This window comes from Kribbella sp. NBC_00709 (assembly GCF_036226565.1).
In the GTDB taxonomy this organism is placed as follows: domain Bacteria; phylum Actinomycetota; class Actinomycetes; order Propionibacteriales; family Kribbellaceae; genus Kribbella.
Map to the genome: position 1 here is coordinate 1,290,704 of NZ_CP108996.1, position 25,815 is coordinate 1,316,518.

Below are 25,815 nucleotides of genomic sequence, written 5' to 3' on the forward strand. Positions count from 1 at the left end.
GTTGACCTACCCGACAGCCGCCCTGGGAAGCTTCCCAGGGCGGCTGTTCTTGTGCCGGACACGAGACGAACGCGCCGCCTGACCCCACCGGGGCCGTAGCTTCGACTGCAGAGTGTGACGTACCGCGAGGACAGGAAAGCTTTCACGGATGAAGACTCTTGACCGGCCGTTGGACGACGACGACCGTGCGATGGCGGACCTCGCCGAGGTCCGCGACTGGCGACGCCTCGGTGGCCCGCAGACGGGCAGCACCGGCCCGGTTCCGGTGCGCCGGCTGATCCGCCGGGTCAAGTCCGCGACCAGCTGGAAGCCCTGGCCGATCAACCGCCGGACGGTCATCGACGAGCAGCTCGACGGCTGGGGGTTCCTGACCCGCCGCAAGACCGAGCTCGCGGTGTACGACGACCAGGTGCTGCCGCACAGCCCGTTCAGCGGCTGGGTCGCGTTCGCGCTCGAGCCCGCGGACGTCAAGGCCGCGGCCGCGGGGCTCGACGAACACTGGCCGGAGAAATTCGACCTCGCCTGCCGGCACTGGGGACAGCCCGCGTACGTCGGAGTGGAGAGCAAGGCCGGATTCGTCGACGACTGGTCGCCCGGTGCGGGCGCCGACCGACGGCACCTGGCCGTGTGGACGCCGCCCGGCGCCGAGATCCATCTGTACAGCAACAAGCCGACCCGCGTTTCGGTGTCGGTCGGAATCAACTACACGGTCTACCTCAACGAGGAGGGGACATGAGGCCTGCAAACGACGCCAGAACCCAGCAACGGGACGACCTGTACGCGAACGCCGGCACCCCGGCTCCCACCGGGCCCGACAGCAGCGTCTCGCAGGGTTCGATGACCCAGGACCGGCACGCACGTCTCGCCGCCGCGGGAGGTCCGGCCGCCGCGCCGCCGATCGGGCTGGACCCGGGAATCCAAGCGGGGTTGCGCCCACCTGGCCCGGCCCGCGCCGCGGACAACACCGGAGCACGTTCGACGCCCGGCAGCCACGCGCAGAACCAGCGGGCAACCGGTCCGCAACGCCCCGAGCGCTGAGGACCGGATCAGACCGGAAACGCCTTGGTTTTCAGCACATTCCATGACCCCTACACCGCCGTACGGTTTCTGCCGACGACGGCTTGAGCACCGACGGAAGGAACAAGCCCGGAATGAAAACGCAGGACAGGCCACTCGACGAGGACGACCGGGCCTTCGCCGACTTCGCCGAGGTCACCGACTGGTCGGCGATCGCCGGACCGAACAACGACGAGAGCGGACCGGAGGTCGTCCGGGCGATCGTGCAGCGGGTCACCGCCGCCACCGACTGGCAGCCCTGGCCGCTCGCCGCGGGTGAGCAGATCGACCCGGTGCTGGCTTCGTGGGGCTTCACCACCAAGCGCAAGAGCACGATCATCGTGTTCCCCGGCCTCGCGTTCGCCGATGCCCAGAACAGCGGCTGGTGCGCGTACGAGATCGGCCCGGGCGACATCGCCGAGGCCGAGGCCGGGCTGGACGCCCATTGGGGCGACCACCTCGCGCTGGCGACCAAGTACTTCGGCGAGCCGGCGTACGTCGGTGACGACAACATGCCGGGCTTCCTCGACGACTGGGCTCCGGGAGCGGGGGCCGACAAGCGCCACCTGGCCGCCTGGACCCTGCCCGGCGCGCACTTCCGTCTGTTCAGCACCAAGCCGACCCGCGACCCGCTGACCAGCGCAGTTGGTGTCAGCTACGCGATCTACATCAACTAGGAGACGCAATGACGACACCAACTGAGGGGCCAGGTGGATGGTTCGCCAACCTGTCTCAGGAGCAGCAGCAGAACCTCACCGCCTTCGTGGGTATGACGCCGGACCAGCGGCAGGCGGCGGTCAACTTCATCAGCCTCGACGACCGCCAGCAGGCGAACCTGATGCGGGCGGCGAACACTGACCCGATGCGGGACCGGATCGCCAACGCGTACCGCGGCGCCGTCGCCCGGGTTCACCTCACCTACGACAACACCCAGCAGCGGATCAGCGAGGCGGCGCAGACCCTGGCCACCCAGGCCCGGGAGTACCGCGACGCCGCGGTACAAGGCGCCACGAATACCTATCAGGGTGCGCGGGACATGGCCGTGCAAGGTGCGCGCGACGTACGGGATCGGGCCACCGAGGTCGGTCAGCAGGTTGCCGGCGCCTACAACCGCGGAGTGGACCGCGCTACCGAGGTTGGTCAGCAGGTCGGACAGCAGGTTGCCGGCGCGTACAACCGTGGCGTGGACCGCGTGACCGAGACGGGCCAGCAGATCGCCGGCGCCTACCAGGAGGGCCGGGACCGGGTTGTCGACATGGCCCAGCGCGGGCAGGTCCGGCTCGACCAGGCATGGCAGACCGGTGCCGACCGTCTGAACCAGACGGGCCAGAACATCGCGGATGGCGCTCGGAACACCCGGGACGCGGTTGTCGGCGGTGCTCGCGACGCCCGGGACGCCGTACGTGCGGCGCCTGGCAAGGTCGGGCGGTGGTTCGAGGGCAAGTTCAACAACACCATGATCAAGGCCGAGAGCACGCTGGCGAGCTTCAACGCCGGCCGGCACGATCCGAGCCTGCAGTCGAACAACTTCACTGCCAAGGACCGGGCGGAGATGGCTCAGCGTTTCAGCGCGGCCATGAACGCTCCCACCATGGAAGCCCGGAACGAGATCCTGCAGGGCATGGCCCAGCAGTCCCAGTCCCAGGTGGACGCCCAGACCCACGAGGCTCAGCAGGTCGCGATGCGCGCCCTCAGCGGCGTCGCCCCGGCCGGCCAGGCTGTCTCCGCCCCGGCGCAGCCGCAGACCAGCGGGCAGGGTGAGCAGACGAACCCCAGCCTCAACAAGAGCACCGACAAGGGCTCAGGCATCAAGCGCTGACCCAACGCAACCAACAAGACGCCGCCGAGCCTGCCTCGGCGGCGTCTTCCGTTGTCCGGCGACCACTTGGGCAGACTGACTCCATGAACCCGCTCCAGACTCGGATGGCCACTCTCGGCCTGCAAGCCCTGGCCGACCACGGCTTCGTGCTAGCCGGCGGCTATGCCCTCCAGGTGCACGGCTTCGGCAACCGGGAGTCCGACGACATCGACCTGTTCACCAACGACCTCGACCCCGACACCTTCGCCGAAGCCATCGAGCACCTGGTCACCGCCTACCGATCTGCCGGCCTGCAAGTCGAGGTCGTCCGACAGGTCCCGACGTTCGCCCGGCTCGTGGTGACTGACGACGATACGGCCGCCAAAGCGGACCTGGCCGTCGACCACCGGTTGCTCCCGCCGACGATCACCAGCCTTGGACCGGTGCTCTCCGAGGCGGATGCGATCGGCAGCAAGGTGGGAGCTGTGTACTCACGCCTCGAGCCCCGCGACCTCATCGACGTACAGGCCGTGCTCGACAGCGATCGCTACAGCACCGACGCGCTCCTGGCGCTCGCCGATCAGCGTGAGGTCACGCCACTGGACCGGACGATGCTCGCCGGCCAGCTACGCGCGAGCAGTCGGCTGCCGGACGCGGGGTTCCAGTGGTACGGCGCCTCAGCCGAGCTGATCGCGCGAATCCGACGTACGGCGGAGCAATGGGCCGAGCGACTGGACCGGCCATCAGAGAAGATGGGCGAATGAACGAGCCGCGCCGGACCCAGCCCGGAGACTCCTACGCCTCCCGGATCCCCTACGTCGTGCCGGATTCGCTGGACCAGCTGACCGGCCCGCGGACCGGGATGGTCGAGATCCCGGTCTCTGTCGGCTGGGGCCCGCAGCGTGTCTACGACCTCGGCAACCCTGACGACCGTCAGTACCTGTACCAAACGGTGCTCAGTGAGGCCTCCACGCTCGACCAGCTCACCCGGTTGGTGAACAAGGACCTGCTGATCGAGCTCTGGCCGCAGCTCCACCTGCCGCGGTACTGCGTCCGGCGGTGGCACACCGCGTTCCCGCAGCTCGCCCAGATCGGCGCGGGCGGGATCTGGCAGTGATGGACGCCGAACACGCTCAAGTCGCCCGTATCGGTCTCTCCGCGATCCGCGACGACGGGTCGCGCTCGCCGGCGGCCAGGCCTACAAGGAGCACGGGATCGGCGTCCGGACGCCGGAGGACGTCGACCTGTTCACCGACCGGCAGGGCAACTTCGGCCAGACGATGGACCGGCTGCAGTCGGCGTACCGCGAGGAGGGCTACCAGGTCGGCATGCTCGAGCAGTCGGGCGAGCACGCCAAGCTGAGCGTGAGCAAGGACGGCCGCAGCACCCAGGTCGATATCGGCCGCGACTTCCGCAGCCGGCCGCCGGTCGAGACCGAGGTCGGCCCGATGCTCTCGGTCGAGGACTCGGTCGGCTCGAAGGTCGGTGCGGCCTACGACCGCGCCGAGGCCAAGCACTTCATCGATCTCGAGGCCGCCGTGCAGTCCGGCCGGTATTCTCGCGACGACCTGCTCGCGCTCGGCGACGAGCGTGAACTGTCGGGCATCGACCGCGACGGCTTCGCCTATCAGCTGGACCAGGCCGCGCGGATCCCGGACGCGAAGTACGCCGAGCACGGCTTCAGCGCGGAGCAGACCGCTGCACTCAAGGAGGACCTGGGCAACTGGGCCGAGCAGATCCGGACCCGCGCGTCGCATCCCGACATGGACACCGCGATGCGAGTCACGGAGGCGGGCCAGGCCCGGGCCGGATCCGGACCCGCGAACCAGACGCAGGGCACGGCTGCGCGGCGCGGGCCGTCGCTCAACCAGGAACGTGCGAAGGGTGAGCGCGGGAGCTAGTCCCCGGCAGGAGTCGGGAGGGGCCGGCGTCTGGCCAGGGTGCGGCGTGGGGGTTCGGGGTCTTCGTCGTTGCCGGCCAGGTGGTTGACGATGGCGTTCAGGACGGCCGCGGTGGGGACGGCGACCAGGGCGCCGACGATGCCGGCGACGACTACTCCGGTGGCGATCGACAGGATGACGGCGAGCGGGTGGACGCTGACCGCGCGGCCGAGGAGGAACGGCTGCAGGACGTGGGCCTCCAGCTGCTGTACGCCGATGACGACCGCGAGCATCACGATCGCCACAATGGGGCCCTTGGCAACCAGCGCGACGAGTACGGCGACCACGCCGCTGACCAGCGCGCCGACCACCGGGACGAACGCACCGACGAACACCAGGATGCCGATCGCGCTCACCAGCGGCAGCCCGAGGATCGCGGCGCCGAGCGAGATGCCGATCGCATCCACGGCGGCGACCATGATCGTCGCGCGGACGAACGCGGTCAGCGAGACCCACGCCCGCCGGCCCGAGGAGTCCGCCTTGTCGCGGGCCCGGCGCGGGAACAGCCGGACCAGCCACGCCCAGATCTGATTGCCCTGGTAGAGGAAGAAGAACAAGCAGAACAACGAGATGAACAGGCCCGCGACCACATGCGTGGCCGTCGTACCCACCGCTGCGGCCTGCTGGCCGAGCGCGCCGCCGGAGGTGATCTGTTCGCGGAGCGTCTTGATCGCGTTGGTGACGTCCTGATCGGTGAGCCCGAAGTTGATCCGGCCGAGCTCGCGCAGCTTCTGCACGCCTTCGCCGACCTGGGTCGACAGGCTGTCGAACTGGCCCGCGATCTGGGTGCCGACCAGCGTGAGGAGCCCGGCGACCAGCACGACGGTGGCGATCACGGTCACCCCGGCCGCGGCCCCGCGTGGGAGGCGAAGCTTCTGCAGGCCGTTGGTGACGGGCACGAGCAGAGCGGTCAGCAGTACGCCGACGGTTATCGGTACGAAGACCTCGGACAGGTACCGGATGCCGTACCCGATCACGACCCCGGCCGCCACGATCACGAGGAACCGCCAGGCCCACGTGCTGGCGATGTACATCCCGCGCGTCACACCGGCGTCGTCGACCGGCGCCACGTCCGCAGGAAGCTGCTCCGACCCGCCCGCCTCGTCCAGGACCTGGTTGTCCGCGACCGGGCTCTCCTCCTCGTGCGTCTCGGACCCCGCCTGGTCGTCCCGCCCCGCCTCGCTCATCAAACCCTCCGCAGCTCGGTTGCTGCTGAGACTAGTGCCCGCTGGTGCCGGTTCCATGAATGTGCGCGGCCAGCCCCTCCGCCGCCTTCGGCTCGTCGTCCGCGAGCAGACCGACGGCTGCCAGCACGTAGTCCGCGTCGACGCAGACCTCCGCCCGCTGTGGGACGAGCCAGCCCTCCTCCTGCGCGTTCGTCCCGATCGAGCCCAGGATCCGGGCCGCGACCTCCGGCGGGTTGTGCCGCAGTACTCCCCCGGACCCGACCAGCAGGTCCACCTCGCGCAGGTCCTTCCCCGATCGCTCGATCACCCGCCCGCCGGGCCCGAACACGATCCGCTGCCGTCCCGCGTGCCGCCGGAGCGCGACCGTCGCGGCGATGCTCGCCAGCGTTTCGTCGTACGTTCTCTCGGTCTCGCTGTCGGGCAGGTACGACGGATCGTCGTGCCGGCGTTCGGCGGCAGCTCGTACTTCGTCCACGTTCGCGATCAGCCCGGCCTCGGCGCCCGCGGCAACGACCGGTACGGCGCTCCAGCGCATCCCGAGATCGCCTTCGACGGTCCGGGTGACCGGGTGGGTGGCGACCACCTCGCGGCCGAGGTTCGCGTCCTCGGGGTCGAGCTCGATCACCGAGTGCACGTCGGTGGTCGCGCCGCCGATGTCCACGACCGCGACGTCGCCGTGCAATCCCGCCACTACCTCGACGCCGCGCAGTACGACGTCCGGCGTCGCCGCGCGGATCATGCTCGCGAACGACGGATCGCGAGACAGGTTCTTGCCGCCGATCACGTGCGCGAGGAACATCTCGCGGATCGCGGCCCGGGCGCTGTCCGGCGCGAACACGCCGATCTCGGGTACGACGTTGCCGGCGAGCACGTGCGGTACGGCGGCGTTGCTCAGGAGCTCGCGGATCTCGGCCTGCGCGTCGACGTTGCCCGCGACAACGACCGGTTTCCGCCAGCTGTACTTCGCCAGCGTCTCGGCCGCCTTCAGCAGCACCGCCGAGTTGCCGCCGTCGGTCCCGCCGAGCAGCAGCACGACGTCCGGGCGGTCCTTGCGCAGCTCCTTCTGACCAGTTGCCGTCAGCCCACCGTTGACGACGGCAACCACCCGGCCGCCGCTGGACAACGCGACCCGCTTACCAGCCTCCGCGGTGACGAGCTCCTCGTTGCCCACGACACCGATCCGCAGCCCGCCGCCCGCACTCGAACAGGCCAGCACCTCGGCCTTCTTGACGCCACGATCGGCTTCCTCGAGCACGATCCGGCAGGCGTTCCAGCCGTCCATCACGTCGGTGTCGATCGTCGTACGGTGCTCGGCCCGGGCCACCAACTCGCCCGAGCCGACATCGACCGCAACCGCCTTCGTGAACGTCGACCCGAAATCAACCGCAACAACCAGACTCACGAATCACCGATCAGGACAGCGCGTGGTCGAGGTCCTGGAGCAGGTCGTCGATGGTCTCGATGCCGACGCTCAGGCGGATCAGGTCGGCGGGCACCTCCAGCGGGGTGCCGGCGACCGAGGCATGGGTCATCTTGCCCGGGTGCTCGATCAGCGATTCGACGCCGCCCAGGGACTCGCCCAGCGTGAAGACCTCGGCCTTGTTGCAGATGTCCAGCGCCTGCTTCTCGCCACCGGTGACGCGGAAGCTGACGATCCCGCCGTACCGCTTCATCTGCTTGGCGGCGGTCTCGTGGCCCGGGTGCCCGTCGATCCCGGGATACAGCACCTGGCTGACGGAGTTGTGCCGCTGCAGGAACTCCACGACCTTCTCGGCGTTGTCGCTGTGCCGGTCCATCCGGACGCCGAGCGTCTTGATGCCGCGCAGCACCAGCCACGAGTCGAACGGCCCGGCGACCGCGCCGATCGCGTTCTGGTGGAAGGCGATCTTCTCGGCCAGCTCGGCGTCGCGGACGATGAGCGCACCGCCGACCACGTCCGAGTGCCCGCCCATGTACTTCGTGGTCGAGTGGACGACCACGTCGGCGCCGAGCTCCAGCGGCTGCTGCAGGTACGGCGAGGCGAACGTGTTGTCGACCACCAGCAGCGCACCGGCGTCGTGCGCGATCTGGGCGACGATGGCGATGTCGGCGACGTTCAGCAACGGGTTGGTGGGGGTCTCGAGCCAGACCACCTTGGTCTTGCCCGGCTGGATCGCGGCGCGGATCGCCTCCGGGTGGGTGACCGCGGCCGGCGTCATCTCGACGCCCCAGTTGCCGAGCACCTTGGAGAACAGCCGGAACGTGCCGCCGTACGCGTCGTCGGGGAACACCACGTGGTCACCGGGCACGCACAACGACCGGATCAGCGTGTCCTCGGCGGCCAGCCCGCTGGCGAACGCGAACCCGCGGCTGCCCGCCTCGATCGCGGCCAGACACTCCTCGAGCGCCGTCCGGGTCGGGTTCGCCGACCGGGAGTACTCGTAGCCGTTGCGCAGCCCGCCGACGCCGTCCTGCTTATAGGTGCTGGTGGCATAGATCGGCGGGACCACCGAACCGGTGGTCGGGTCAGGCTCGTTTCCGGCGTGGATCGCGAGCGTCTCGAAGCCGTAGTGGTGTTCCGTGTTCACCGGACCAGCGTACGGCCTGGTCTGATCCGGCCGTGCATGCCGCCCGGAGCTGAGACGATCGGAGGGATCCAGGTTGTCCACAGCCGCGTCGTACTGGCTGGCGAATGACCCACTTCGCCGCCTACGGTTGCGGTCAGTGGTTGCCGCCGGGGACCGAGAGGAAGGACGACGGGGCCGGATGAAGACGCAGGACAGGCCGCTCGACCAGGACGACCTGGCGATGGCGGACCTCGCCGAGATCCTGGACTGGGGCGTGATCGCCGGTCCGGACGGCGACGACGCCGGTCCGGAGGTTGTGCGCGCCTTGGTGCAGCGCGTGATGGGCCGGACGTCCTGGCAGCCGTGGCCGCTGGAGGCCGGCGAAGTCATCGGCGCCGAGATGGTCTCCTGGGGTTTCACCACCCGGCGGGGCACGACGATGATCGTGTTCGACGGGCTCGCGTTCCCGGACTGCCCGGACAGCGGCTGGTCGGCGTACGAGATCGGTCCGGACGACATCACCGCCGCCGAGGCCGGGCTGGACGAGCACTGGCCGGCCCACCTCATGCTCGCCACCAGGCATTGGGGGCAGCCCGACTACGTCGGTGACGAGAGCAGCGTCACATTCGCCGACGAGTGGGAGCCCGGCGCCGGGACCGGCCGCCGGCACCTGGCGGTCTGGCTGCGCCCGGGCGCCCAGATCCACCTGTACAGCAACAAGCCCAGCAAGGACCCGCTGACGACGTCTGTCGGGGTCAACTACGCCGTGTACATCGACTAGGAGACCTGATGAGCGAGCCCTCCTCGGAACCCCGCCAGGGGCGGATCTCCCGCTGGCGTGCCAGGTCACGCGGCACCAAGACGATGAAGGCCGGCTACGCGCTGGCCGCCCGCGACGTGAAGAACTGGGACAGAGACGTCCTGGCTCGCATCGGCAGCTCCCGGATGACGCCGTCGCACCTGCAGCGGCTGGCGCAGACGGCCGTCAACGCGCAGAACGGTGGGCCGCAGTTCGCCGACGTCGCGCAGCGGCAGGGCCAGGCTGCGACCAACCGGATGCTGCGGACCCAGCGCCAGCAGGCCCCGACGAGGAACCCGCTCCGCCAAGCAGCCAGAGGGGTCTCTCGCTGGCGGGACGTGCGGCACGGCAGGAAGATGGTCAAGGCCGCGATGGTCCTGGCCGTCAAGGAAGCCAAGAACGCCGACCCGAACGTCAGGCTGGCGATCGGGAACGACCCGTCCATGACCAGGACCCAGATCGCGAACACGGTCCAGGGCCGGATGGAGCAGGTCTTCAGACCCGAGGTGTACGGGGCGCGGCAACAGGGGCAGCAGGCGCCTGGTCAGCAACTGCAGGGGCAGGGGCAGGGCCAGCAGCTGCAAGGTCAGCAGGGGCAGCAGGTGCAAGGGCAGCGGCTCCAGGGGCAGCAGTTGCAGCAGGGGGCAGGACCGGTGTCCGCGGTGCAGCAGCTTGCGGCTACGGCGCAGCAGATCGGAACGAGCGGCCTTGGGGAGACCGAGCAGGCGCTGGTCCAGGCCATGGCCGAGTTCCAGCGGCTGCAGAGCGAGATCAAGCAGCTGATCGAGACCCGGATGGCGCAGATCCAGCAGGAGAACGCCAACCTGAGCGCGCTGTACAACCAGGTGCAGCAGTCGGGTCCGCAGGTCAACCAGCAGACCAACCAGCAGCTCGACCCGAACCTCCACAACGTCGGCCAGCACCCCATCGTGCGAACCGACGAAGGCCCCCAACAGCCCGGCGCCGACCAGCAACAACTCGCCGAAAACCCCGAAGGCCAGCAGGTTGCCGAAGGCCCCCAGGCCGGCGAAGACCCGCAGGTCGCCGAGGGCGCGCAGGTTGGCGACGGCCCGCAAGTTGCCGAAGGCGCGCAAGTTGGCGACGGCCCGCAGGTCGCCGAGGGTGCCCAGGTCGGTGACGGCCCGCAGGTCGCCGAAGGCGCGCAGGTTGGCGACGGCCCGCAAGTTGCCGAAGGTGCCCAGGTCGGTGACGACCCGCAGGTTGGTGGCGAGCAGCAGGTGGGCGGTGGCGCTCAGGCGCCCGTTGCCGGGAGCGGTGAGCAGCAGGTAGGCCAGGGCGACCGGGAAGGCGGTCAGCCGCAGGTCGACGCCGCTGGACAGCACGCCGTGCGGGCCGGGCAGCAGCCGGGCAGAGGTGAGGTCTGGAGCGGGATCGCCGAGGACCCAGAAGGCAACACTCAGGCCAACGGCGGAGACCCTCAGGGACAGCAGGCAGTCACGGACCCCAAGCAACTGGCAGCGAAAGAGCAAGCCGCCTTGGCCGCCCACGCGGCCGGCGACGTCGCGCCGCCTCAGCCGTCATCGGCGGAGGATGCCGCCAAAACAGCCAACGCCGGCCGCCAGGACCCCGCCGCCCAACGCACCGGCCAGGGCGCGAGCAGGTCCACCAAGGACAGCGGCCGCAGCAACTGACCAACACCGCCGGACCCGCAACACGCACCACCACGAACGCCGCCGCTCACCCCGGCGGCGTTCGTCGTACCAGCCCTCAACCCTTGCAGCGACCAGTGCCGGCTAGAGGTCGGTGAGGGCCAGGCGGGTGTCGACGGGGGTGCCTTCGGTCAGGTTTTCGGCGAGTCGGACCGGCTTCTTCACCGGGAGCACATAGGTGCCGGTCTTGCTCGGGAAGACCGACGTCTGCCAGGTGCTGCCACCGACCGTGACCGTCACCCGCACCGACCCGAACCCCTTGCGCCGCCCCGCGGTCAGGTCGGTGATGTCGTCGCTGATGTCCTCCGGGACCGTCACGAAGTACCAGCTGCCCTCGCCCGGGTACTGCCACAGCGGCGCCGAGAACCGATACGTACTCACCACGCCACCCTCTCATCCCCCGTCGCACCGGCTGAGCCGGATGGCCTGAAGTCCTGAGGTCCGGCCGAACCTCAGGACTTCAGGCGGACTGTGAAGATCGGCAGCAGGAAATGGACGAGCGGGCCGATCGTGAGGGCATAGACGACGGTGCCGACACCGATCGAGCCGCCGAGGAGGATGCCGGTGGCGAGGACGGTGAGTTCGATCGACGTTCGGACCAGACGGACGCTCAGGCCGGTACGGCGTACCAGGCCCGTCATCAGGCCGTCGCGCGGGCCGGGGCCGAACTGGGCGCCGATGTAGAGCGCACCGGCCAGCGCGTTGACGACGACGCCGGCCAGCATGAAGACGATCCGGAGCCAGAGCGCGTCCGGGCGGTCGACCGTCGCCAACGTCAGGTCGGTGACCAGGCCGATCACGATGGCGTTGCTGATCGTGCCGAGGCCGGGCCACTGGCGCAGCGGGATCCAGGCGAGCAGTACGACGAAGCTGACCGCGATCACGACGGTGCCGAAGCTGAGCGGGATGTGCTTGGTGATGCCGGAGTGGAACACGTCCCACGGGTCCAGGCCGAGGTTGCCCTGGATCATCAGGCCCATCGAGGCGCCGTACAGCGTCAACCCGACGTACAACTGCACGAGGCGGCGCGGAAGGTGGCCTGCTTTCAGCTGCTGGATCGGGTTGATCAGCGCGAGCTGGCGCGGCGGGGCATCGGAGGTGGCGGTCACATACCCCAGTGTCAGGGGCAAGTGGCCTGGTATTCGATAGCCAATTGCGTCATAGTGGACTGCATGAAGGGGCAATACCTCCCGGCCACCACGCTCGTCGCCCTGCTCGGCGCCTGGGCCGACGGGACTGGACCGGCGTACCGGTTGCTCGCCGAGCGACTGCGGTTGCTGATCGCGGACGGCCGGATCACGCCCGGTTCGCGGCTGCCGAGTGAGCGCGAGCTGACCGATGCCCTCGGAGTGAGCCGTACGACGGTCGCGTCGGCGTACCGGGAGCTGCGCGACCGCGCGTACCTGATCAGCCGCCGCGGGTCGGGCAGCGTCACCGCGCTCCCGGGCCGGGTCCAGCCTGCGCTCAGCCGGCACCACGCGCCGACGTTCGAGACCGACGGGCACTACGACTTCACCGCGGCGGCACCGGCCGCCATCCCGGGCATCAGCGCGGCCGTCGCATCGGCCATGCACGAGCTCCCGGCGCAGCTCGCCACCCCCGGCTACCACCCGCAGGGCCTGCCGGAGCTGCGGGCGGAGGTCGCGGCCGTGTACGCCGAACGTGGGCTGCCGACCTCGCCGGACCAGATCATCATCACCGCCGGCGCGCTGGCCGCGACCTCGATCGCGATCCGGGCGATGACCCAGATCGGCGACCGGGTGCTGACCGAGAGCCCCACGCATCCCAACTCGGTCGACGCGATCCGGCACAGCGGCTGCCGGATCGTCGCGACCCCGATGAGCCCGGGCGGCTGGGACCTACCGTTGCTGGAGGCAACTATTAGGCAGACCGCGCCGCGGGCGGCCTGGATGGTGGTGGACTTCCAGAATCCGACCGGGTGGTTGATGGCCGCGGAGGATCGCAAACGGCTGGCCACGGCGTTCGCGCGGAGCCGGACGCTGGCGATCGTCGACGAGACGCTGTACGGGTTGTCGCTGGACGGTCAGGAGATGCCGCCGCCGTTCGCGTCGTACCACCCGGAAGGCGTGATCACGGTCGGTTCGGCGAGCAAGCTGTTCTGGGGCGGCCTGCGGATCGGGTGGATGCGGGTGCCGGAGGCGCTGGTCGCGCAGGTGCTCGACGCCCGCGCTTCGCTCGATCTCGGGGCGCCGGTGCTGGAGCAACTGGTCGTCGCGCGGCTGCTGCGCGAGCGCGATTCGCTGCTGCCGGACCGCCGGCTGACGATCACCCGGCAGCGCGACGCCCTGGCCGAGGCCGTGTCCGAGGAGCTGCCGTCGTGGCGGTTCCGGTTGCCGGGCGGCGGCCTGTCGTTGTGGTGCGAACTGCCGGAGCCGGTCGGGTCGAGTCTGGTCGGGCTGGCGGAGCGGAACGGCGTACTGCTGGTAGCCGGAGCGCGCTTCTCACCCGACGGCGGTCTGGAGTCGTTCATCCGCTTGCCGTACACGTTGCCCCCGGATGCACTCCGCGACGGAGTACGCCGCCTTGCCGCGTCGTACGCCGCCCTGACCACCGGCCTGACCCGCGGCCGCCGGACCGCCGCGATGATCGCGTGACGTCATCGCGCCGTAAGGAGGGTGGGGAAGGTTCGCCTTAGATCGGGCGTTGAGAGACTATGAGAGTCACTCTGCGAGAGGCGTGAGAATGTCGTTCTTCACCCGCAATACCGCCATGGTCGAGCCGCAGGCCGCGCTGCCTGGCCGCGCTACCCCGGGCTTCGCCGTACCGGACGAGAACATCGTCCTGCACACGCCGCAGACCGCCGCCGCGCCCGAGGGGTTCGAGGAGGTCTGGTTCGGCACCGGATGCTTCTGGGGCACCGAGGAGATCTTCTGGCAGCAGCCCGGCGTGTACACCACCGCCGTCGGCTACGCGGGCGGTTACACCCCGAACCCGACGTACGAAGAGGTTTGCACCGGCCGGACCGGCCAGACCGAGGCCGTCCGGGTCGTGTACGACCCGACCAAGACCACCTTCACCGACCTGCTGAAGGTCTTCTGGGAGACCCACGACCCGACACAGGGCATGCGCCAGGGCAACGACCTCGGTTCGCAGTACCGCTCGGCCGTGTACTACACCACCGACGCCCAGCGCGCCGAGGCCGAACGCACCCGCGACCTCTACGCCCCGGTCATCAAGCCCCTCGGCTACGGCGACATCACCACCGAAATCGCCCCCGCCACCACGTTCTACTACGCCGAGGCCCACCACCAGCAGTACCTCCACAAGAACCCCAACGGGTACCGGTGCCACAGCAACACCGGCGCGAAGTTCCCGGCTGACGCCTGACAGATTCACCCCGATGCCCCTGGACTCTTTGAGTTCGGGGGCATCAGGCGTCTACGGCGCTCCTGACTCGGTCCGGCTGTGCCTCGTGCGCGCGCTGACGCGCAACCACTAGGACGACGGCTCCAGGCAGCGTTGCGACGAGGGCGAGCATGCCGTAGACGACGGCGACGGTGACGCCGAGCGCCGCGCCCAGGCCGACCGCGCTGAACGCCCATGCGGCCGCGCCTTCGCGTGGGCCCCAGCCTGCGATGTTCGTCGGCACCGCCGAGGCCGTCAGCACGACCAGTGCCAGCGGCAGCAGCCGGGCCGGTGACACGTCCGCCCCGGTCGCCCGTACTGCGATCAGGAACACCGCGACGTGACCGAGCACGGCGACGGTGGAGGCGAGCAGGATGCGCGGCCAGACCCGCGGCGCGAGGACTGCATAACGGAGGTCGCTGGTGAAGGCGCGTCCGATCCGCGAGGAGAGGCGACGTCCGTTCAGAAGGACGAGTACGGCGATCAGCGCCACACCTGCGACGACCGCGACCGTCACGGCGGCCCGGGGAACAAAGGAGCCGGCGGGCAAGCACAGGACGCCCACCGTCAGCACGAGCTGCACCGCGAATCCCGACGACCGCTCCCACGCGACGGCTCGCAGGCTACGTCCCAGGTCGCCGACCTCGCGCCCGTGGCGTACGGCGCGGTGTACGTCGCCTACCACCCCGCCGGGCAGCGTCGCGTTGAGGAACTGGGATCGGTAGTACGCAGCCACCGCGGTTCTCAGGGGCAGCTCGACGCCGAGCCCACCGGCGATGAGCCTCCACCGCCATGCGCAGCACAACGTGGTCAGCGAGGTGATCGCGAGCGCCGCGACGAGCGGCCACCCAGTCGTCAGCCGGAGCCCGTCCACCAACGGTCCCGTGCCCACCCGCCAGACGAGAACGGCAAGGATCGCCGCACCGCCCGCCACGCGGGCCCAGGTCCAGATGCTTCGGCTGATGGCGGTTCCGATCTCGTAGTAGGGCCTCGTACCAGTAGCACGGCTGTCACCTGCCGCCGGTTCATCCCGCGACTTCCGACAGCACGGCCGACAGTTCGCGTGAGGTCTGTAACCAGTCCAACAGCGTCAGGCGCCGGGCTCTGGCCGCCACGCGAAGCCGTGCGCGCTCTCGCGGGTCGCCCAGCCACCGACGCAGAGCCTGCGCGAGAGCCTCTGGGTCACCCGGCGCGACCAGCAGCCCCGGTCGGCTGCCGTCGGGGGCGTGGCCGAGAGCCTCCGGTACGCCGCCAACTCTGGTGGCCACGACCGGCAGCCCGCGAGCGAGCGCCTCGGTGACGACCATGCCGTAGGTCTCGGCCTGGGAGGCCAGCACCAAGGCGTCCGCCTCTGCGTAGGCGCGCTCGAGTTCGGCGCCCGCGAGCGGGCCGGTGAAGCACACGCGGTCGGCCAGGCCCCGGTCCTTGGCCTGCCGGCGTAGTCCGTCGACGAAGTCCACATCGAGGTCCAGTGAGCCGACGAAGACGCAACGCCAAGCCGGATCGTCCACTGTGGCCAGCGCCTCGAGCAGGAGGTCGGGGGCCTTAGCTCGGGTAAGCGCTCCGACACAGAGCAACCGCCCGCCGGACAGCGAACCCGGCGCAAGGTCGGCCACGTCGACGCCCGGCCGTACGACGTACAGGCGATCCTTGGGCAGCGCGTAGTGGTCGAGCAGCCACCGCCGGGTCCAGTCGCTCGTGGCAACGATCGCGGATGCCGCCGACAGCGCGGCGACCTCCCGCGCCTCGTCCCGCGGCATGTGCATGAGTACGACGAGCCGCAGGCGGTCGGCCTCCGGCTCCATCACCTCCGGGACCACGGACGCCAGCAGGCCATCGACCAACACGACTCCACCGTCCGGGACCCGGGCCAGCGCCGTACCCACGGCCAAGCGGGCCGCCGCATCAGGCTGTGGCCACTGGCCGGCCATGGCGTGCTCGTGGACTGACCAACCGAGTGCCATGAGCTCGCAGCAGACTCGGCGGTCGTAGACGTTGCCGCCGCTCGGCCGACGCGGGTCGTCGATCCCGTCCGGGACCAGGACGTGCACCTCTGTCACGGCGACCGTTGCTCCTCCCGCTTGGATGAACCGGTGCGACGGTGTTCTCGTATGACTGTCGTACCCGTCGATACGGAGGCATTGTGCGTCTGGTTCAGGGTCGAGTGCGCAGCCGCATCCTGATCGGCCCGCTCACCGGCTTCGCGTGTCTGCTCGTGCTCCTCGGCGTACTCGCAGCGGTCACCGGCCTCGACGTCGCCGGCTGGGCGACCGGCGTCGCCTCCGGAGCCGGCCTTGCCGCGCTGCTCGCCCGCGCGATGGCGCATCACCGTCGTGACAGGCTGGCGCCTGCGGACAGAGTCACACTGGCTCGCGCGGTCCTCGCCTGCGGGGTCGCGGCGCTCACGGCGTATTCGTTCGGCGGCCGGACGCCGGTGGCGATCTTCGTGACGCTCACGACGATCGCGCTGGTCCTCGACGGGGTGGACGGTCAGGTTGCGCGGCGTACCGGCACCGCATCGGCGTTCGGCGCGCGCTTCGACATGGAAGTCGACGCGTTCCTGATCATGGTCCTGAGCGTGTACGTCGCCCGTACGACGGGCTGGTGGGTGCTTGCGATCGGCGCGGCCCGCTATCTGTTCGTCGCCGCCGGCTGGGCGTTGCCGTGGTTGCGCGGTTCGCTCCCGCCGCGCTACTGGGCCAAGGTGGTCGCCGCGATCCAGGGCATCACCCTGACCGTCGCGGTGGCCGGCTTCCTGCCCGATGCCGTGACCACAGTGCTGGTGCTGATCGCGCTGGGACTGCTGGCCGAGTCGTTCGGCCGTCAGATCTGGGGGCTGTGGCGCCAGGCCGGAAGTCCGCATGTCACTCGCGCCACCGTCACGTCGGCGCTGGCGGTGCTTCTGGTGTGGGTGGCGCTCCTCGTGCCGGACCACACCGGCAACCTGTCGCCGGCCGCCTTCCTCCGGATCCCGCTCGAGGGCCTGGTGTTCGTCGTCCTCGTCTGCGTATTGCCGTCGAGATTCGCGCGGATCCTCGCACTGATCGGCGGTCTGCTCGTCGGGGTACTGCTGATGCTGCGGCTGCTCGACAGAGGCTTCTACTTCGCCTTCGACCGCGCCTTCCACCCCGTCTACGACGCGGCGTACGCCGGCTCCGCGCTGGGCCTGCTCAGCGACTCGATCGGTCGCGTCGGCGCCATCGCAGTCTTCATCGGAGCCGGAGTCCTCTGCCTGGCCCTGCTTGCTCTGCTGCCGTTGTCGGCAGTGCGGGTGACCCAGCTCGTGGCCAGGCACCGGCGGCCGGCGATCCGGATCGTCGCCGTCCTGGCCGTGATCGCGATCGTGCCCGCGCTGACCGGCGTCGGGCCGGAGCCAGTGCGGCAGGTCCCCTCGGCCTCCACGGCCCGGCTCGCCACGCAGGTCCGTAAGGACCTCCGCGACCAGCGGGAGTTCGTCCAGGCGCTCAAGCAGGATCCCTTCCGTGACACCCCGGGCAACGACTTGCTGACCGGTCTGAAGGGCAAGGACGTGCTCCTGGTCTTCGTCGAGAGCTACGGACGTACGGCGCTCGACTCTCCTGTCGTTGGATCGGCGCTCAAGGCCGGGGACCAGCGGCTGCAGCAGGCAGGCTTCTCCGCGCGCAGCGGCTTCCTCACCTCGCCCACCTTCGGCGGCATCAGCTGGCTGGCGCACTCCACCCTGCAGTCCGGGCTGTGGGTGAACAACCAGCAGCGGTACGACCACCTCGTCACCCTCGACCGGGTCACTCTCACCGACGCGTTCGGTCGGGCCGGCTGGCGGACAGTCGCCGACGTACCGTCCAACGACAAGGACTGGTCGGTGGCGACGACGTACTACCACTACGACATGGTCTACGACCGCCGGAACGTGGGGTACGCCGGGCCTTCGTTCAGCTATGCGTCGATGCCTGACCAGTACACCCTGGCCGCGCTCCAACGGCTGGAGTTGGACAAGCCGAACCGCGCTCCTGTCATGGCCGAGGTCGACCTGGTTTCCAGCCACACGCCCTGGGCGCCGCTCCCCCGGCTCGTCGACTGGAACCAGGTGGGTGACGGCTCGGTCTTCGACCCGATGCCGGCCGAGGGCGACTCACCGGAAGACGTCTGGCGGCAGCCGGACCGGGTGAAGGCGGCGTACGCACAGTCCATCGCGTACTCGCTCGACGCGCTGACCTCGTTCGTACAGCAGGTCCACGACCCCAACCTGGTGCTCGTCGTCCTCGGCGACCACCAGCCGGCCAGCATCGTGTCAGGCAACGGGGCGAGCCACGACGTACCGGTCAGCATCATCGCCGCCGACCCAGCCGTGACGGATCGGACAGCGGACTGGGGCTGGCAGACCGGTCTGCGCCCAGGGACCGCCGCACCGGTCTGGCCGATGGACACCTTCCGCGACCGCTTCCTCACCACGTACGGGCACTAGCGCCTCGTCAAGCAACGTTGACGACGTAATCCCCTCAGCCAACGCGGAGTACACCCCCAGCCCTCCTCCGCCTCGGTCTCCACCCAACTTTGAGAAGCCACCGCCCAGTTCCAGCACGGAATTGTGGTCGATGGCTTCTCAAAGTTGGGTAGAGCACCGGCGAGACAGACCGCAGGACCAATCCGGCCGGCCCGGACCCCGAGTGATGGATTAGGACCTTAACGTTGGGTAGGTAATCGGGTCGGCGGATCTTGGAGTCGATGGCGAAGTGTCGTTTGGGTTGGGCGTGCTTGTTGCGCCAGCGGACGTAGCCGGCGATCGCGTTTTCCTGGGCGATGTGGCTGGGGTAGTCGCTGCCGTCGGGGGTGAAGTAGCGCAGCGCGGTGAACTCGCACTCGATCCAGTTCAACTAGGACGCGCTGCTCGGAGTGAACACCAACTCGATGTCGTTGAGGTCGCACCAGTCGATGACCTCGGCCTTCTTGTGCGGCCCGCAGTTGTCACACACGACATACAGCTTCCCGGTCGGGAACCGGTCCCGGAGCTGTTTGAGGAACCCGAGGAACTCCCGCCACCGCTTGCGGTCGCGGAACCGGTAGAACATCTGCCCGGTGGCCCGGTCGAGCGCGGCGAACATGTGCCGCACCCCACCAGTGCGGTTATAGGTGGCGCGCAGCCGCGCCCGACGAGTGGCGGGGAACCAGCCCCGGCCCGGCCTGGGCTGAAGGTTCAACGGACCGAACTCGTCGGCACAGATCACGTGTCCATCGGCTGGTGGATCGTCGTACAGGTTGAGTGACGCGGGCCATCTTCGCCGCGAAGTCCGGGTCCTTGCTGACCTTCCACGTCTTGGTCGCCTGCCACCTGATCCCACCGCACGGAGGATCTGGCGCACCGACTCGGTGCTGATCGCGATCTCTTGTGCTCGGCCAGGTATTCGACCAGCTTCGACAGGCTCCACGTCGTGAACGGGCGACCCAGCTGCTGCGGCAGGGTCTTGGCGACCCGGCAGACCGTCTCACGAGCCGGGGGGCCGAACCTCGCCGTCGGCCCCTGCTCCATTTTGGGTCCAGCGCCGCGAACCCTGCTCGTTGAACGCGTGGATCACCTCCCGCGCGTACTGCGGCTTCATCGCGAACATCCCCGCCGCCTCCGACGCGCTCCGCCCTCGGGCCGACGCCAATACAATCCCGGCCCGGCGCAACCGGACGCGATCCCTCGTGGTTCGCGTGATCTTCACCAGACGCTGCGCTTCCTCGGGTTCTAGCGAGCGCACGAACACCTCAGGCTGTCGAGCCATCACCACCTCCGCCCGCAAGCCTTCAGACTCACCACCGGACCGGTCAACCCGACACGGTTACAACCCGAACGTTTCTTGGAGAGGCACTAGCTGCTGTTCTCAAATGCGCGGCTCTGCAGGAAGCCGGTCCAGCGGAGGTCGGCGGGTAGATGGCGCATGTCGTTGTACAACAGGACCGTAGATGGGCGGCCGGGCGTGTAGCGAAGGACAGTCAGCGCGGCGTTGCAGTGGTTGAGACTGAGCCAGCGCCACTCGGGCGCGTCCAGGGCGTGCCCGACGAGCCAGCCGATCAGGAAGTTGTGTGTCACCAGCAGTTCGTGCCGTTCGTCCTCGCCGTCCACCGGCCCGGTAAAGCGCTGAAGGGCCAAGCGGGCCAGCTCAGGTCCGCTCCTGAGCTCCTCAGCGGTGAACTGCTCGAGGAAGCGGAGCAGGTAGTCAGCCGAGTCCGCTGGTAGCTCGTCCTTCTCCGGCACGTGGGGGACGTAGTCCCCGGCCTCACCTGAAACCTCCAGCGGGGCTTTGTTCTTCAACTGCTCCCCGACCAGGCGCGCAGTTTGGGCTGCCCGCAGAAGCGGACTGTGATGTACGACGGAGACAGGGACATCCTGCAGTCGCCGACCGAGCAGCACCGCCTGGCGACGGCCGTCGTCGGTCAATCCGCTCTCATCCGGAAGCGCCTCGCCGTGCCTGGCGAGGTAGAGGTAACGGGTGCCTGATCTAGTCATCCTCTGATGGACGCCGTCCGCCCCACCCGGGTTCGCCCGTACCACGAAGGAATCGGCAACCTGCTGACGAGTCTTCCGGCCCTCACAACCCGAAAGGTATCAGAGCACGTAGCTCGCAATCATTTGACCGAGTTGACGGATGTCAGAGGCTCCCTTGAACTCAAGCCGAACCTTACCCAGGCCGCTGAACCACAGGTCCAGCTCTGCATCGAGGTCGAAGGTGCCCGCCGTCTCAACCGAGAAAGCTTGGATCTTGCTGTACGGCAGCGACGTGAAGTCTCGCTTCTTCCCCGTCATTCCCTGCACGTTCACCGCTATCAGCCGTTTGTCTGTGAACACGACGAAATCGCGGACCGCCTTGAAGCAGGCGACGACCTGCTCTCCAGGAATTACCAAGGGAGCCACGAGCGGAGCCAGGTCGTTCGTTGCAACGGGGCTGAGCTTGAAGACTGAACCGTTCGAGAAGTCGATCACGCAGCCACGTAACCACAGATGTTGATCCCCTGCACCGGCAACAGACAGCACGATCGACCCGCTGCCATCAGCGATCGGCCTTTGGTTTGCAGGAAGTGGCAATCGGTGGGGGTTTCGCCGGGGAGCGACGCTATCGTCTGCGGACAGGACAACGGCGGTGGAGGGGATGGATCGATGAACGTGTGGCGACTTGGGGTGGTTCTGGCTGGGGTTGGGATGTTGGTGGTCGCTGCGGGGCAGGGGCCGGCGACTGCCGCTTCCAGTGGAGTCCGGGCGATCCCCAGTTCCGTACCGTGCACCAATCGGATCGTCTGGACCGACAGCGCGAATGCTGTGCAGCAGGCCGACGTCACCGCTGCGAAGCCGCCGCGGCTCTTCGATCGCTACCAGGTTGCGCAGTTCGTGCCGGTCAGGGCGATGACGACCTGGTACATGTCGACGACCCGTAGCGGCGAGCAGTACTCGTACGGGCTGCTCCTGCAGGGCGGGAATCTGTATCGGCACTCGACCATCACCCCGCCGGGAAGCCGGGCACGGGTGACCGCGACCAAGCTCGGGGCGGGTGGACGAGCTTCAAGACGATCGTCACGTCGAACTACGCCGACCCGGTGGGTGCCGCGCACGCGTTCCTGTACGGACTCAACACCAACGGGAACCTCTACCGGTACGCGGCGAACGGCACCGGCTACAAGGCGTACGGCGTGTTCGGTGGGTTCAAGAGCTTCAAGACGATGGCGATGATCAGCCAGCAGCCGTCGTACGACACGCTCCTGATGACGACCACCGCCGGGGCGCTCTACACGATCCACATCCCGACGACCGCGAAGGCGAAGCCGGTCGTCAAGGTGATCCGCAAGTCCGGCTGGTCCTCCTTCGAGTCGCTGCTGGTCGAGCACTGCGGCAACAACTACGGGTCCGTCGTCGTCGGCATCGACCACAACACCGACTCCGGCTACCAGTACGCCTTCAGCAAGGCCAACGGCACCGCGACCGCAATCACGTCGTACGGCAAGGTCCCCGTCACCTTCAACGGCACGGTCCACGCCTCCCGCACCAACGCCTGGCTGGACGGAGAGTAGAGCTCCCCGATTCAGGAACCGCCGGTCCAGATGACTCGGTTTGTGAATGCTCCACGTGCGGCGGCCTTGGCGGCACGGGTTGTTTCGAGGTGGTCCTTGGTCGTGCCCAGGTCGGCTGCGAGGGCATAGACGACCTCGAGGATGTCGGCGAGTTCCTCGACGGCGGTTTCGTCGTCGGCAGTGAGGAACTCGTCGACCTCCTCCGGGAGTTTGTCGCGCAACCGGCGACGGAACTCGGCGGGATCGGCCTGATACGTAATCGGCTCGGTGCCGCTCGCACGGATGATCTCCGGGATCCGATCCCGCACGAGCTTGCCGGTCGGAGACGTCACTTGGCCGGGTCGAGTTGCTGGGCCAGGTACTGCTGGAGGCCGATGCGTTCGATGGCGTCGAGTTGGCTTTCGAACCAGTCGACGTGTTTCTCCTCGTCCCGGACCATTTCCTCGAACACCGCGGCGGAGCCGTGGTCGCCGAGGTCGTGGCACTCCTTCGCGGCGCCGTTGAACTGCGCCACCGCGGCGAGCTCGCCATCGAGGCCCAGGCGGAGCATCTCCTGGGCGTCCTCGCCGACCGTCACGGCGCCGAGCTTCTGCAGGTTCGGGTGGCCGTCGAACAGCAGGATGCGGCTGATCAGCGCGTCGGCGTCCTTCATCTCGTCGATGGACAGGTCGTAGAACGCCTTGCCCAGCCGGCCGAATCCCCAGTTGTCGAGCATCCTGGCTTCCAGGAAATACCCGTTGATCACCGTCAACTCGAGGGTGAGCGCCTCGTTGAGCAGTACGACGACACGTGGGCTAACCGGCTGCACCTGCCACCTCCGTGATTGAGGCTGCCGAGACCGACCTCCCATGCTGGCACAACAACCGCTTCACCGAGAAGACGCAGCCACCACAGTTTCGTCCCGCCCCGGTCGCCCCGCACACCTGCGCGACCGTCCGGGCACCGTCCTCGATGCTCTCGAGGACGTCGCGGTCGGTGACGACCTCACAGTGGCAGACGATCACATAGATGAGGCTACCCTCACCAGGCAGTACTAGTCACGGTCGTGTCCGTCACACGGTCAGAAGCGCCGCTCGCGGTGTTTGCCTGTGTAGGCCTGTGCCGGTGGGGGTTTGTGGGCGGCACGGCGCAGTACCTGCGAGGCAGCGAGCAGGTTGCTCAGCTGCTGCGTGTGCTCCCGGCGCGGACGCCACCGCTGAGCCCGGCACCGGTCTACGGCGGTCTCGAGCTCACCCACCTCATCCTCCCCGCACCGACTGTCCGGATCCACCTTTCTCGCAAGCCGCTAACGAACGCGGTAGAGCGAGCCGCCGCCGGAGATGCCGATGGTGATGGGTTGGCCGGCGACGTTGAGGTTGACCAGGAACGTCGTACCGGACTGACGGACCGTGTAGGTGACCGAGCCCGTGGATCGGACCGGTACGACGAACGACAGAATCGATGCCGTCGTGCCGGAGCGGGCCAGCATCAGGGTCGGGGCGGACTTGCGGACGTAGCTGGTCGGGTACTGCCAGCCCTGGATCGGGTTGGTCTGCGCCTGCTTGACCAGGATCGCCCCGGCCGGCAGCGCCTGCTTGAACGGGATCTGGAACAGGATCGTCTTCGTCGTGTCACCAGGAGCCTGCGCGACCGCGGTGGTCCGGGAGTGCACACTCGCCTTCTGGTCGGACGGGAGATGCCACAGCGTCTGGAAGGCCTGCGCGGTCTTGGCCGATGCACGGTCCCACGTCACGAGCAGGTCCGGATCCTTCAGCACCAGAACCGACCGCGTGCGGCTGATCCCGCTCCCGGGCGCGTCGCTGAACACGTACGACTCTGCGTTCGTCTGCACCGATGACGCGGTCAGTCGAGTCGTCGGGTTCAGGTACGTCGATCCCGGCGTCGTCATGTCGCTGTGCGCGCTCGGGCTGACGACCCAGGTGCGATACGCGCCGGCGTTGTACGCGGCGTACCCGCCGTCGACGATGATGTCCCGCCCACGCGCCGTGTAGGTGATGCTCGTGTGGTCGAAGTGCCCGTGGAACGCCCGCGGTGGACCGAACCTGATGCTGTACGCCGACTCGCCCGCGAACCCGCGAGCCGGATCAGCACCCCACCCGGTCCGGCCGAACACGTACCCGGCCGCATAGATCCCGACCCGCCACGGCGGCACCACACCCTGCGCGCCGAACGATCCGGCGTACTCCAACGGCGTGCCCACCCACGGGTACGTCGCCTGTACCTCGGTGTCACCGAGCTGATGGAGCTTGCCGAGCGAATTCGTTGCCAACGTCAAGAACTTGGCCAGCAACGCGCGCCGGGTGGAGATCGTCGTACCGGGATCGACGCCGCAGTTCTGCATCACGGCGATCGCGCGGCCCCACAACGAGTAGTTGAACGACGCGTACCCGGTCGACTGTTCGTTGGTCGCCCCCTGCGTGTCGATCGAGGTGGTGATACCCGCCGCGAATCGTTGCTGGGCGAGCTTCTTGTAGTCGGAACGGTTCAGCACGCAGCCGACGCCGAACAGCGCGATGCTCTCGTCCGTCCCGTGGTTCCACGCGCCGCTCCAGTAGTTCGTCAGGAACCTCGCGTGACTGAGCAGCGCGGTGTCGAGCCAGGCATAGCGGGTCGGCAGGGTCGTGACCTGCAGCCCCGACAGGATCGCCTGGCGCAGGCAGATCAGCACGTTCGTCCGGTGCATGGTGGACTCCCAGGCGCCGACGTTCGTCTTCCACGAGTACGGGTTGTCGCGGTACCAGTCGTAGGCGATCGTGTTCACCCGCGTCAGCGCGGTCAGATCACCCTTGCCCGCGGCAACGATCCCTTGACCGAGCCAGCGCAGCGAGTGGAACCACATGTACCAGCTGGCGTTCTTGTACGGGTTCAGTGCCCAGTTGATGTTGCCGCCGCCGTTGCCGACCTTGTACGCCGCGTACGGTCCCCACTGGAACTTGTCGCCGTACAGGTTCGCCACCGGGTTCGTCTTCTCGATCCCACTGAACCCCGGGCACGCGTAGAACGGTGCCGCGAGGGACTGGATCTTGTTCGTGCCGATGTCCGTTGCCGGCGCAGCGGTCGCGGGTACGACGTTGGTTGCCCCCGGCACGAACTGGGACTCGGCCGGATCGTCCGGTCCCGGCACGATCTGGATGCCGGGCAGCTCCGCCGGCGTACGAGTTTGTCCTGTTGCCGTTCCGGCCCCGAGCACCAGAACAGCGATCCCCACGACCATTCCGGTCGCACCCCTGAATCGCATGAAGTTGTACCTCTCCCCCACCGTCACCGGGTGCCGGTGACGGCCTGCACAGCGGACTGGCGCAGCTGGCTTGCAGGTACGCCGTACGTCGGCCGGCGCGCGAGGTTCCGCGGGGGCGGTCAGCATGCCGAGGTTTGTCTTCTTCTCCCCTTACCTGCCTAGATGCAGGCGGAGCGCAAAATGTTTCGGCGCC

Annotated in this window: 28 protein-coding genes and 1 pseudogene; 13 read left to right on the forward strand and 16 right to left on the reverse strand. The window is 68.6% G+C overall.

Going from position 1 to position 25,815, the window contains the following annotated elements; all coding sequences use genetic code 11:
- Nucleotides 1-148 precede the first annotated feature (148 nt).
- The 7 genes and pseudogenes from OHA18_RS06225 to OHA18_RS06255 all read left to right on the forward strand — a co-directional run.
- The gene (locus OHA18_RS06225) at nucleotides 149-736 is read left to right on the forward strand and encodes a hypothetical protein (RefSeq protein ID WP_329002756.1); all 588 of its coding nucleotides are present in this window, start codon (nucleotides 149-151) and stop codon (nucleotides 734-736) included.
- Nucleotides 733-1,038, forward strand: coding sequence for a hypothetical protein (locus OHA18_RS06230; RefSeq protein WP_329002757.1), 306 nt, complete (start codon nucleotides 733-735; stop codon nucleotides 1,036-1,038). Before OHA18_RS06225 ends, OHA18_RS06230 begins: the two co-directional genes overlap by 4 nt.
- 113 nt (nucleotides 1,039-1,151) lie before the next feature.
- A complete protein-coding gene (locus OHA18_RS06235) occupies nucleotides 1,152-1,733 on the forward strand; it encodes a hypothetical protein (protein ID WP_329002758.1) in 582 nt (193 codons plus the stop codon).
- Between the two features lie 8 nt (nucleotides 1,734-1,741).
- Nucleotides 1,742-2,875, forward strand: a complete 1,134-nt coding sequence (locus OHA18_RS06240; RefSeq protein ID WP_329002759.1) for a hypothetical protein — start codon at nucleotides 1,742-1,744, stop codon at nucleotides 2,873-2,875.
- An 83-nt stretch (nucleotides 2,876-2,958) separates the two neighbouring features.
- Nucleotides 2,959-3,618: a nucleotidyl transferase AbiEii/AbiGii toxin family protein gene (locus OHA18_RS06245; RefSeq protein WP_329002760.1), complete on the forward strand. Its 660-nt coding sequence runs from the start codon at nucleotides 2,959-2,961 to the stop codon at nucleotides 3,616-3,618.
- A complete protein-coding gene (locus tag OHA18_RS06250) occupies nucleotides 3,615-3,971 on the forward strand; it encodes a transcriptional regulator (RefSeq protein ID WP_329002761.1) in 357 nt (118 codons plus the stop codon). Before OHA18_RS06245 ends, OHA18_RS06250 begins: the two co-directional genes overlap by 4 nt.
- 61 nt (nucleotides 3,972-4,032) lie before the next feature.
- Nucleotides 4,033-4,755 (forward strand): annotated as a pseudogene (locus OHA18_RS06255) (nucleotidyl transferase AbiEii/AbiGii toxin family protein); the annotation flags it as partial.
- Here the strand turns inward: OHA18_RS06255 and OHA18_RS06260 are convergent.
- From OHA18_RS06260 to OHA18_RS06270, 3 genes are read right to left on the reverse strand one after another with little or no spacing between them, the layout of a single operon-like run.
- Entirely contained in the window at nucleotides 4,752-5,981 is a 1,230-nt protein-coding gene (locus tag OHA18_RS06260; RefSeq protein ID WP_329002762.1) for an AI-2E family transporter, read from the reverse strand. The pseudogene OHA18_RS06255 and the gene OHA18_RS06260 overlap by 4 nt on opposite strands.
- 31 nt (nucleotides 5,982-6,012) lie before the next feature.
- Nucleotides 6,013-7,383, reverse strand: coding sequence for a glutamate mutase L (locus OHA18_RS06265; protein ID WP_329002764.1), 1,371 nt, complete (start codon nucleotides 7,381-7,383; stop codon nucleotides 6,013-6,015).
- Nucleotides 7,384-7,393: 10 nt separating this feature from the next.
- The gene (locus tag OHA18_RS06270) at nucleotides 7,394-8,548 is read right to left on the reverse strand and encodes a cystathionine gamma-synthase (RefSeq protein WP_329002765.1); all 1,155 of its coding nucleotides are present in this window, start codon (nucleotides 8,546-8,548) and stop codon (nucleotides 7,394-7,396) included.
- Between the two features lie 178 nt (nucleotides 8,549-8,726).
- On the opposite strand from OHA18_RS06270, the gene OHA18_RS06275 reads away from it, so the two are divergent.
- Together OHA18_RS06275 and OHA18_RS06280 are read left to right on the forward strand one after the other, a co-directional pair.
- The gene (locus OHA18_RS06275; RefSeq protein WP_329002766.1) at nucleotides 8,727-9,308 is read left to right on the forward strand and encodes a hypothetical protein; all 582 of its coding nucleotides are present in this window, start codon (nucleotides 8,727-8,729) and stop codon (nucleotides 9,306-9,308) included.
- An 8-nt stretch (nucleotides 9,309-9,316) separates the two neighbouring features.
- Complete coding sequence (locus tag OHA18_RS06280; RefSeq protein ID WP_329002768.1) at nucleotides 9,317-10,978, forward strand: hypothetical protein; 1,662 nt, start codon at nucleotides 9,317-9,319, stop codon at nucleotides 10,976-10,978.
- A 102-nt stretch (nucleotides 10,979-11,080) separates the two neighbouring features.
- Here the strand turns inward: OHA18_RS06280 and OHA18_RS06285 are convergent, their stop codons facing one another.
- Nucleotides 11,081-11,377, reverse strand: coding sequence for a DUF1905 domain-containing protein (locus tag OHA18_RS06285; RefSeq protein WP_329002770.1), 297 nt, complete (start codon nucleotides 11,375-11,377; stop codon nucleotides 11,081-11,083).
- Between the two features lie 71 nt (nucleotides 11,378-11,448).
- Entirely contained in the window at nucleotides 11,449-12,105 is a 657-nt protein-coding gene (yczE, locus tag OHA18_RS06290) for a membrane protein YczE (protein ID WP_329002771.1), read from the reverse strand.
- A 63-nt stretch (nucleotides 12,106-12,168) separates the two neighbouring features.
- Here yczE and yczR point away from each other — a divergent pair, with 63 nt between their 5' ends.
- Complete coding sequence (gene yczR / locus OHA18_RS06295) at nucleotides 12,169-13,611, forward strand: MocR-like transcription factor YczR (protein WP_329002773.1); 1,443 nt, start codon at nucleotides 12,169-12,171, stop codon at nucleotides 13,609-13,611.
- Nucleotides 13,612-13,699: 88 nt separating this feature from the next.
- Nucleotides 13,700-14,344 (forward strand): peptide-methionine (S)-S-oxide reductase MsrA, encoded by a 645-nt coding sequence (msrA, locus tag OHA18_RS06300; protein ID WP_329002774.1) that lies wholly within the window; start codon nucleotides 13,700-13,702, stop codon nucleotides 14,342-14,344.
- Between the two features lie 43 nt (nucleotides 14,345-14,387).
- On the opposite strand, the gene OHA18_RS06305 is transcribed toward msrA, so the two are convergent.
- Both OHA18_RS06305 and OHA18_RS06310 read right to left on the reverse strand, forming a co-directional pair.
- Nucleotides 14,388-15,296, reverse strand: coding sequence for a lysylphosphatidylglycerol synthase transmembrane domain-containing protein (locus OHA18_RS06305; protein ID WP_329002775.1), 909 nt, complete (start codon nucleotides 15,294-15,296; stop codon nucleotides 14,388-14,390).
- Between the two features lie 91 nt (nucleotides 15,297-15,387).
- Nucleotides 15,388-16,422, reverse strand: a complete 1,035-nt coding sequence (locus tag OHA18_RS06310) for a glycosyltransferase family 4 protein (RefSeq protein WP_329002776.1) — start codon at nucleotides 16,420-16,422, stop codon at nucleotides 15,388-15,390.
- Between the two features lie 83 nt (nucleotides 16,423-16,505).
- On the opposite strand from OHA18_RS06310, the gene OHA18_RS06315 reads away from it, so the two are divergent.
- Nucleotides 16,506-18,806 carry a CDP-alcohol phosphatidyltransferase family protein gene (locus OHA18_RS06315; protein ID WP_329002777.1) on the forward strand — a complete coding sequence of 767 codons (2,301 nt, stop codon included), beginning with the start codon at nucleotides 16,506-16,508 and terminating at the stop codon, nucleotides 18,804-18,806.
- A gap of 409 nt (nucleotides 18,807-19,215) precedes the next feature.
- Here the strand turns inward: OHA18_RS06315 and OHA18_RS06320 are convergent, their stop codons facing one another.
- The 4 genes from OHA18_RS06320 to OHA18_RS06335 all read right to left on the reverse strand — a co-directional run bounded on the left by OHA18_RS06320 (nucleotide 19,216) and on the right by OHA18_RS06335 (nucleotide 21,305).
- Nucleotides 19,216-19,767 carry a transposase gene (locus OHA18_RS06320; RefSeq protein WP_329002778.1) on the reverse strand — a complete coding sequence of 184 codons (552 nt, stop codon included), beginning with the start codon at nucleotides 19,765-19,767 and terminating at the stop codon, nucleotides 19,216-19,218.
- 57 nt (nucleotides 19,768-19,824) lie between these two features.
- Nucleotides 19,825-20,106: a hypothetical protein gene (locus OHA18_RS06325; RefSeq protein WP_329002779.1), complete on the reverse strand. Its 282-nt coding sequence runs from the start codon at nucleotides 20,104-20,106 to the stop codon at nucleotides 19,825-19,827.
- 86 nt (nucleotides 20,107-20,192) lie between these two features.
- A complete protein-coding gene (locus OHA18_RS06330; protein ID WP_329002780.1) occupies nucleotides 20,193-20,831 on the reverse strand; it encodes a histidine phosphatase family protein in 639 nt (212 codons plus the stop codon).
- Between the two features lie 99 nt (nucleotides 20,832-20,930).
- Entirely contained in the window at nucleotides 20,931-21,305 is a 375-nt protein-coding gene (locus OHA18_RS06335; protein ID WP_329002781.1) for a PH domain-containing protein, read from the reverse strand.
- Between the two features lie 608 nt (nucleotides 21,306-21,913).
- On the opposite strand from OHA18_RS06335, the gene OHA18_RS06340 reads away from it, so the two are divergent.
- The gene (locus OHA18_RS06340; RefSeq protein ID WP_329002783.1) at nucleotides 21,914-22,384 is read left to right on the forward strand and encodes a hypothetical protein; all 471 of its coding nucleotides are present in this window, start codon (nucleotides 21,914-21,916) and stop codon (nucleotides 22,382-22,384) included.
- Between the two features lie 11 nt (nucleotides 22,385-22,395).
- Here the strand turns inward: OHA18_RS06340 and OHA18_RS06345 are convergent, their stop codons facing one another.
- From OHA18_RS06345 to OHA18_RS06365, 5 genes are read right to left on the reverse strand one after another with little or no spacing between them, the layout of a single operon-like run.
- Nucleotides 22,396-22,716, reverse strand: a complete 321-nt coding sequence (locus OHA18_RS06345; RefSeq protein ID WP_329002784.1) for a nucleoside triphosphate pyrophosphohydrolase — start codon at nucleotides 22,714-22,716, stop codon at nucleotides 22,396-22,398.
- A complete protein-coding gene (bfr, locus tag OHA18_RS06350) occupies nucleotides 22,713-23,192 on the reverse strand; it encodes a bacterioferritin (RefSeq protein ID WP_329002785.1) in 480 nt (159 codons plus the stop codon). The genes OHA18_RS06345 and bfr overlap by 4 nt, the downstream gene beginning before the upstream one ends.
- Nucleotides 23,179-23,388 (reverse strand): (2Fe-2S)-binding protein, encoded by a 210-nt coding sequence (locus OHA18_RS06355; protein ID WP_329002786.1) that lies wholly within the window; start codon nucleotides 23,386-23,388, stop codon nucleotides 23,179-23,181. Before OHA18_RS06355 ends, bfr begins: the two co-directional genes overlap by 14 nt.
- 56 nt (nucleotides 23,389-23,444) lie before the next feature.
- Nucleotides 23,445-23,621 carry a hypothetical protein gene (locus OHA18_RS06360; protein ID WP_329002787.1) on the reverse strand — a complete coding sequence of 59 codons (177 nt, stop codon included), beginning with the start codon at nucleotides 23,619-23,621 and terminating at the stop codon, nucleotides 23,445-23,447.
- 48 nt (nucleotides 23,622-23,669) lie between these two features.
- A complete protein-coding gene (locus OHA18_RS06365) occupies nucleotides 23,670-25,622 on the reverse strand; it encodes a heparinase II/III domain-containing protein (protein ID WP_329002788.1) in 1,953 nt (650 codons plus the stop codon).
- Nucleotides 25,623-25,815 lie beyond the last annotated feature (193 nt).

What these genes read in the sequence shown, in the direction of transcription:
- OHA18_RS06260 (WP_329002762.1), bottom strand. Translation starts at nt 5,981, where the DNA reads ATGAGCGAGGCGGGGCGGGACGACCAGGCGGGGTCCGAGACGCACGAG.
- yczR (WP_329002773.1), top strand. Translation starts at nt 12,169, where the DNA reads ATGAAGGGGCAATACCTCCCGGCCACCACGCTCGTCGCCCTGCTCGGC.
- OHA18_RS06250 (WP_329002761.1), top strand. Translation starts at nt 3,615, where the DNA reads ATGAACGAGCCGCGCCGGACCCAGCCCGGAGACTCCTACGCCTCCCGG.
- OHA18_RS06330 (WP_329002780.1), bottom strand. Translation starts at nt 20,831, where the DNA reads ATGACTAGATCAGGCACCCGTTACCTCTACCTCGCCAGGCACGGCGAG.
- OHA18_RS06245 (WP_329002760.1), top strand. Translation starts at nt 2,959, where the DNA reads ATGAACCCGCTCCAGACTCGGATGGCCACTCTCGGCCTGCAAGCCCTG.
- OHA18_RS06240 (WP_329002759.1), top strand. Translation starts at nt 1,742, where the DNA reads ATGACGACACCAACTGAGGGGCCAGGTGGATGGTTCGCCAACCTGTCT.
- OHA18_RS06275 (WP_329002766.1), top strand. Translation starts at nt 8,727, where the DNA reads ATGAAGACGCAGGACAGGCCGCTCGACCAGGACGACCTGGCGATGGCG.
- OHA18_RS06325 (WP_329002779.1), bottom strand. Translation starts at nt 20,106, where the DNA reads ATGGCTCGACAGCCTGAGGTGTTCGTGCGCTCGCTAGAACCCGAGGAA.
- OHA18_RS06230 (WP_329002757.1), top strand. Translation starts at nt 733, where the DNA reads ATGAGGCCTGCAAACGACGCCAGAACCCAGCAACGGGACGACCTGTAC.
- OHA18_RS06280 (WP_329002768.1), top strand. Translation starts at nt 9,317, where the DNA reads ATGAGCGAGCCCTCCTCGGAACCCCGCCAGGGGCGGATCTCCCGCTGG.
- OHA18_RS06365 (WP_329002788.1), bottom strand. Translation starts at nt 25,622, where the DNA reads ATGCGATTCAGGGGTGCGACCGGAATGGTCGTGGGGATCGCTGTTCTG.
- msrA (WP_329002774.1), top strand. Translation starts at nt 13,700, where the DNA reads ATGTCGTTCTTCACCCGCAATACCGCCATGGTCGAGCCGCAGGCCGCG.
- OHA18_RS06225 (WP_329002756.1), top strand. Translation starts at nt 149, where the DNA reads ATGAAGACTCTTGACCGGCCGTTGGACGACGACGACCGTGCGATGGCG.
- OHA18_RS06235 (WP_329002758.1), top strand. Translation starts at nt 1,152, where the DNA reads ATGAAAACGCAGGACAGGCCACTCGACGAGGACGACCGGGCCTTCGCC.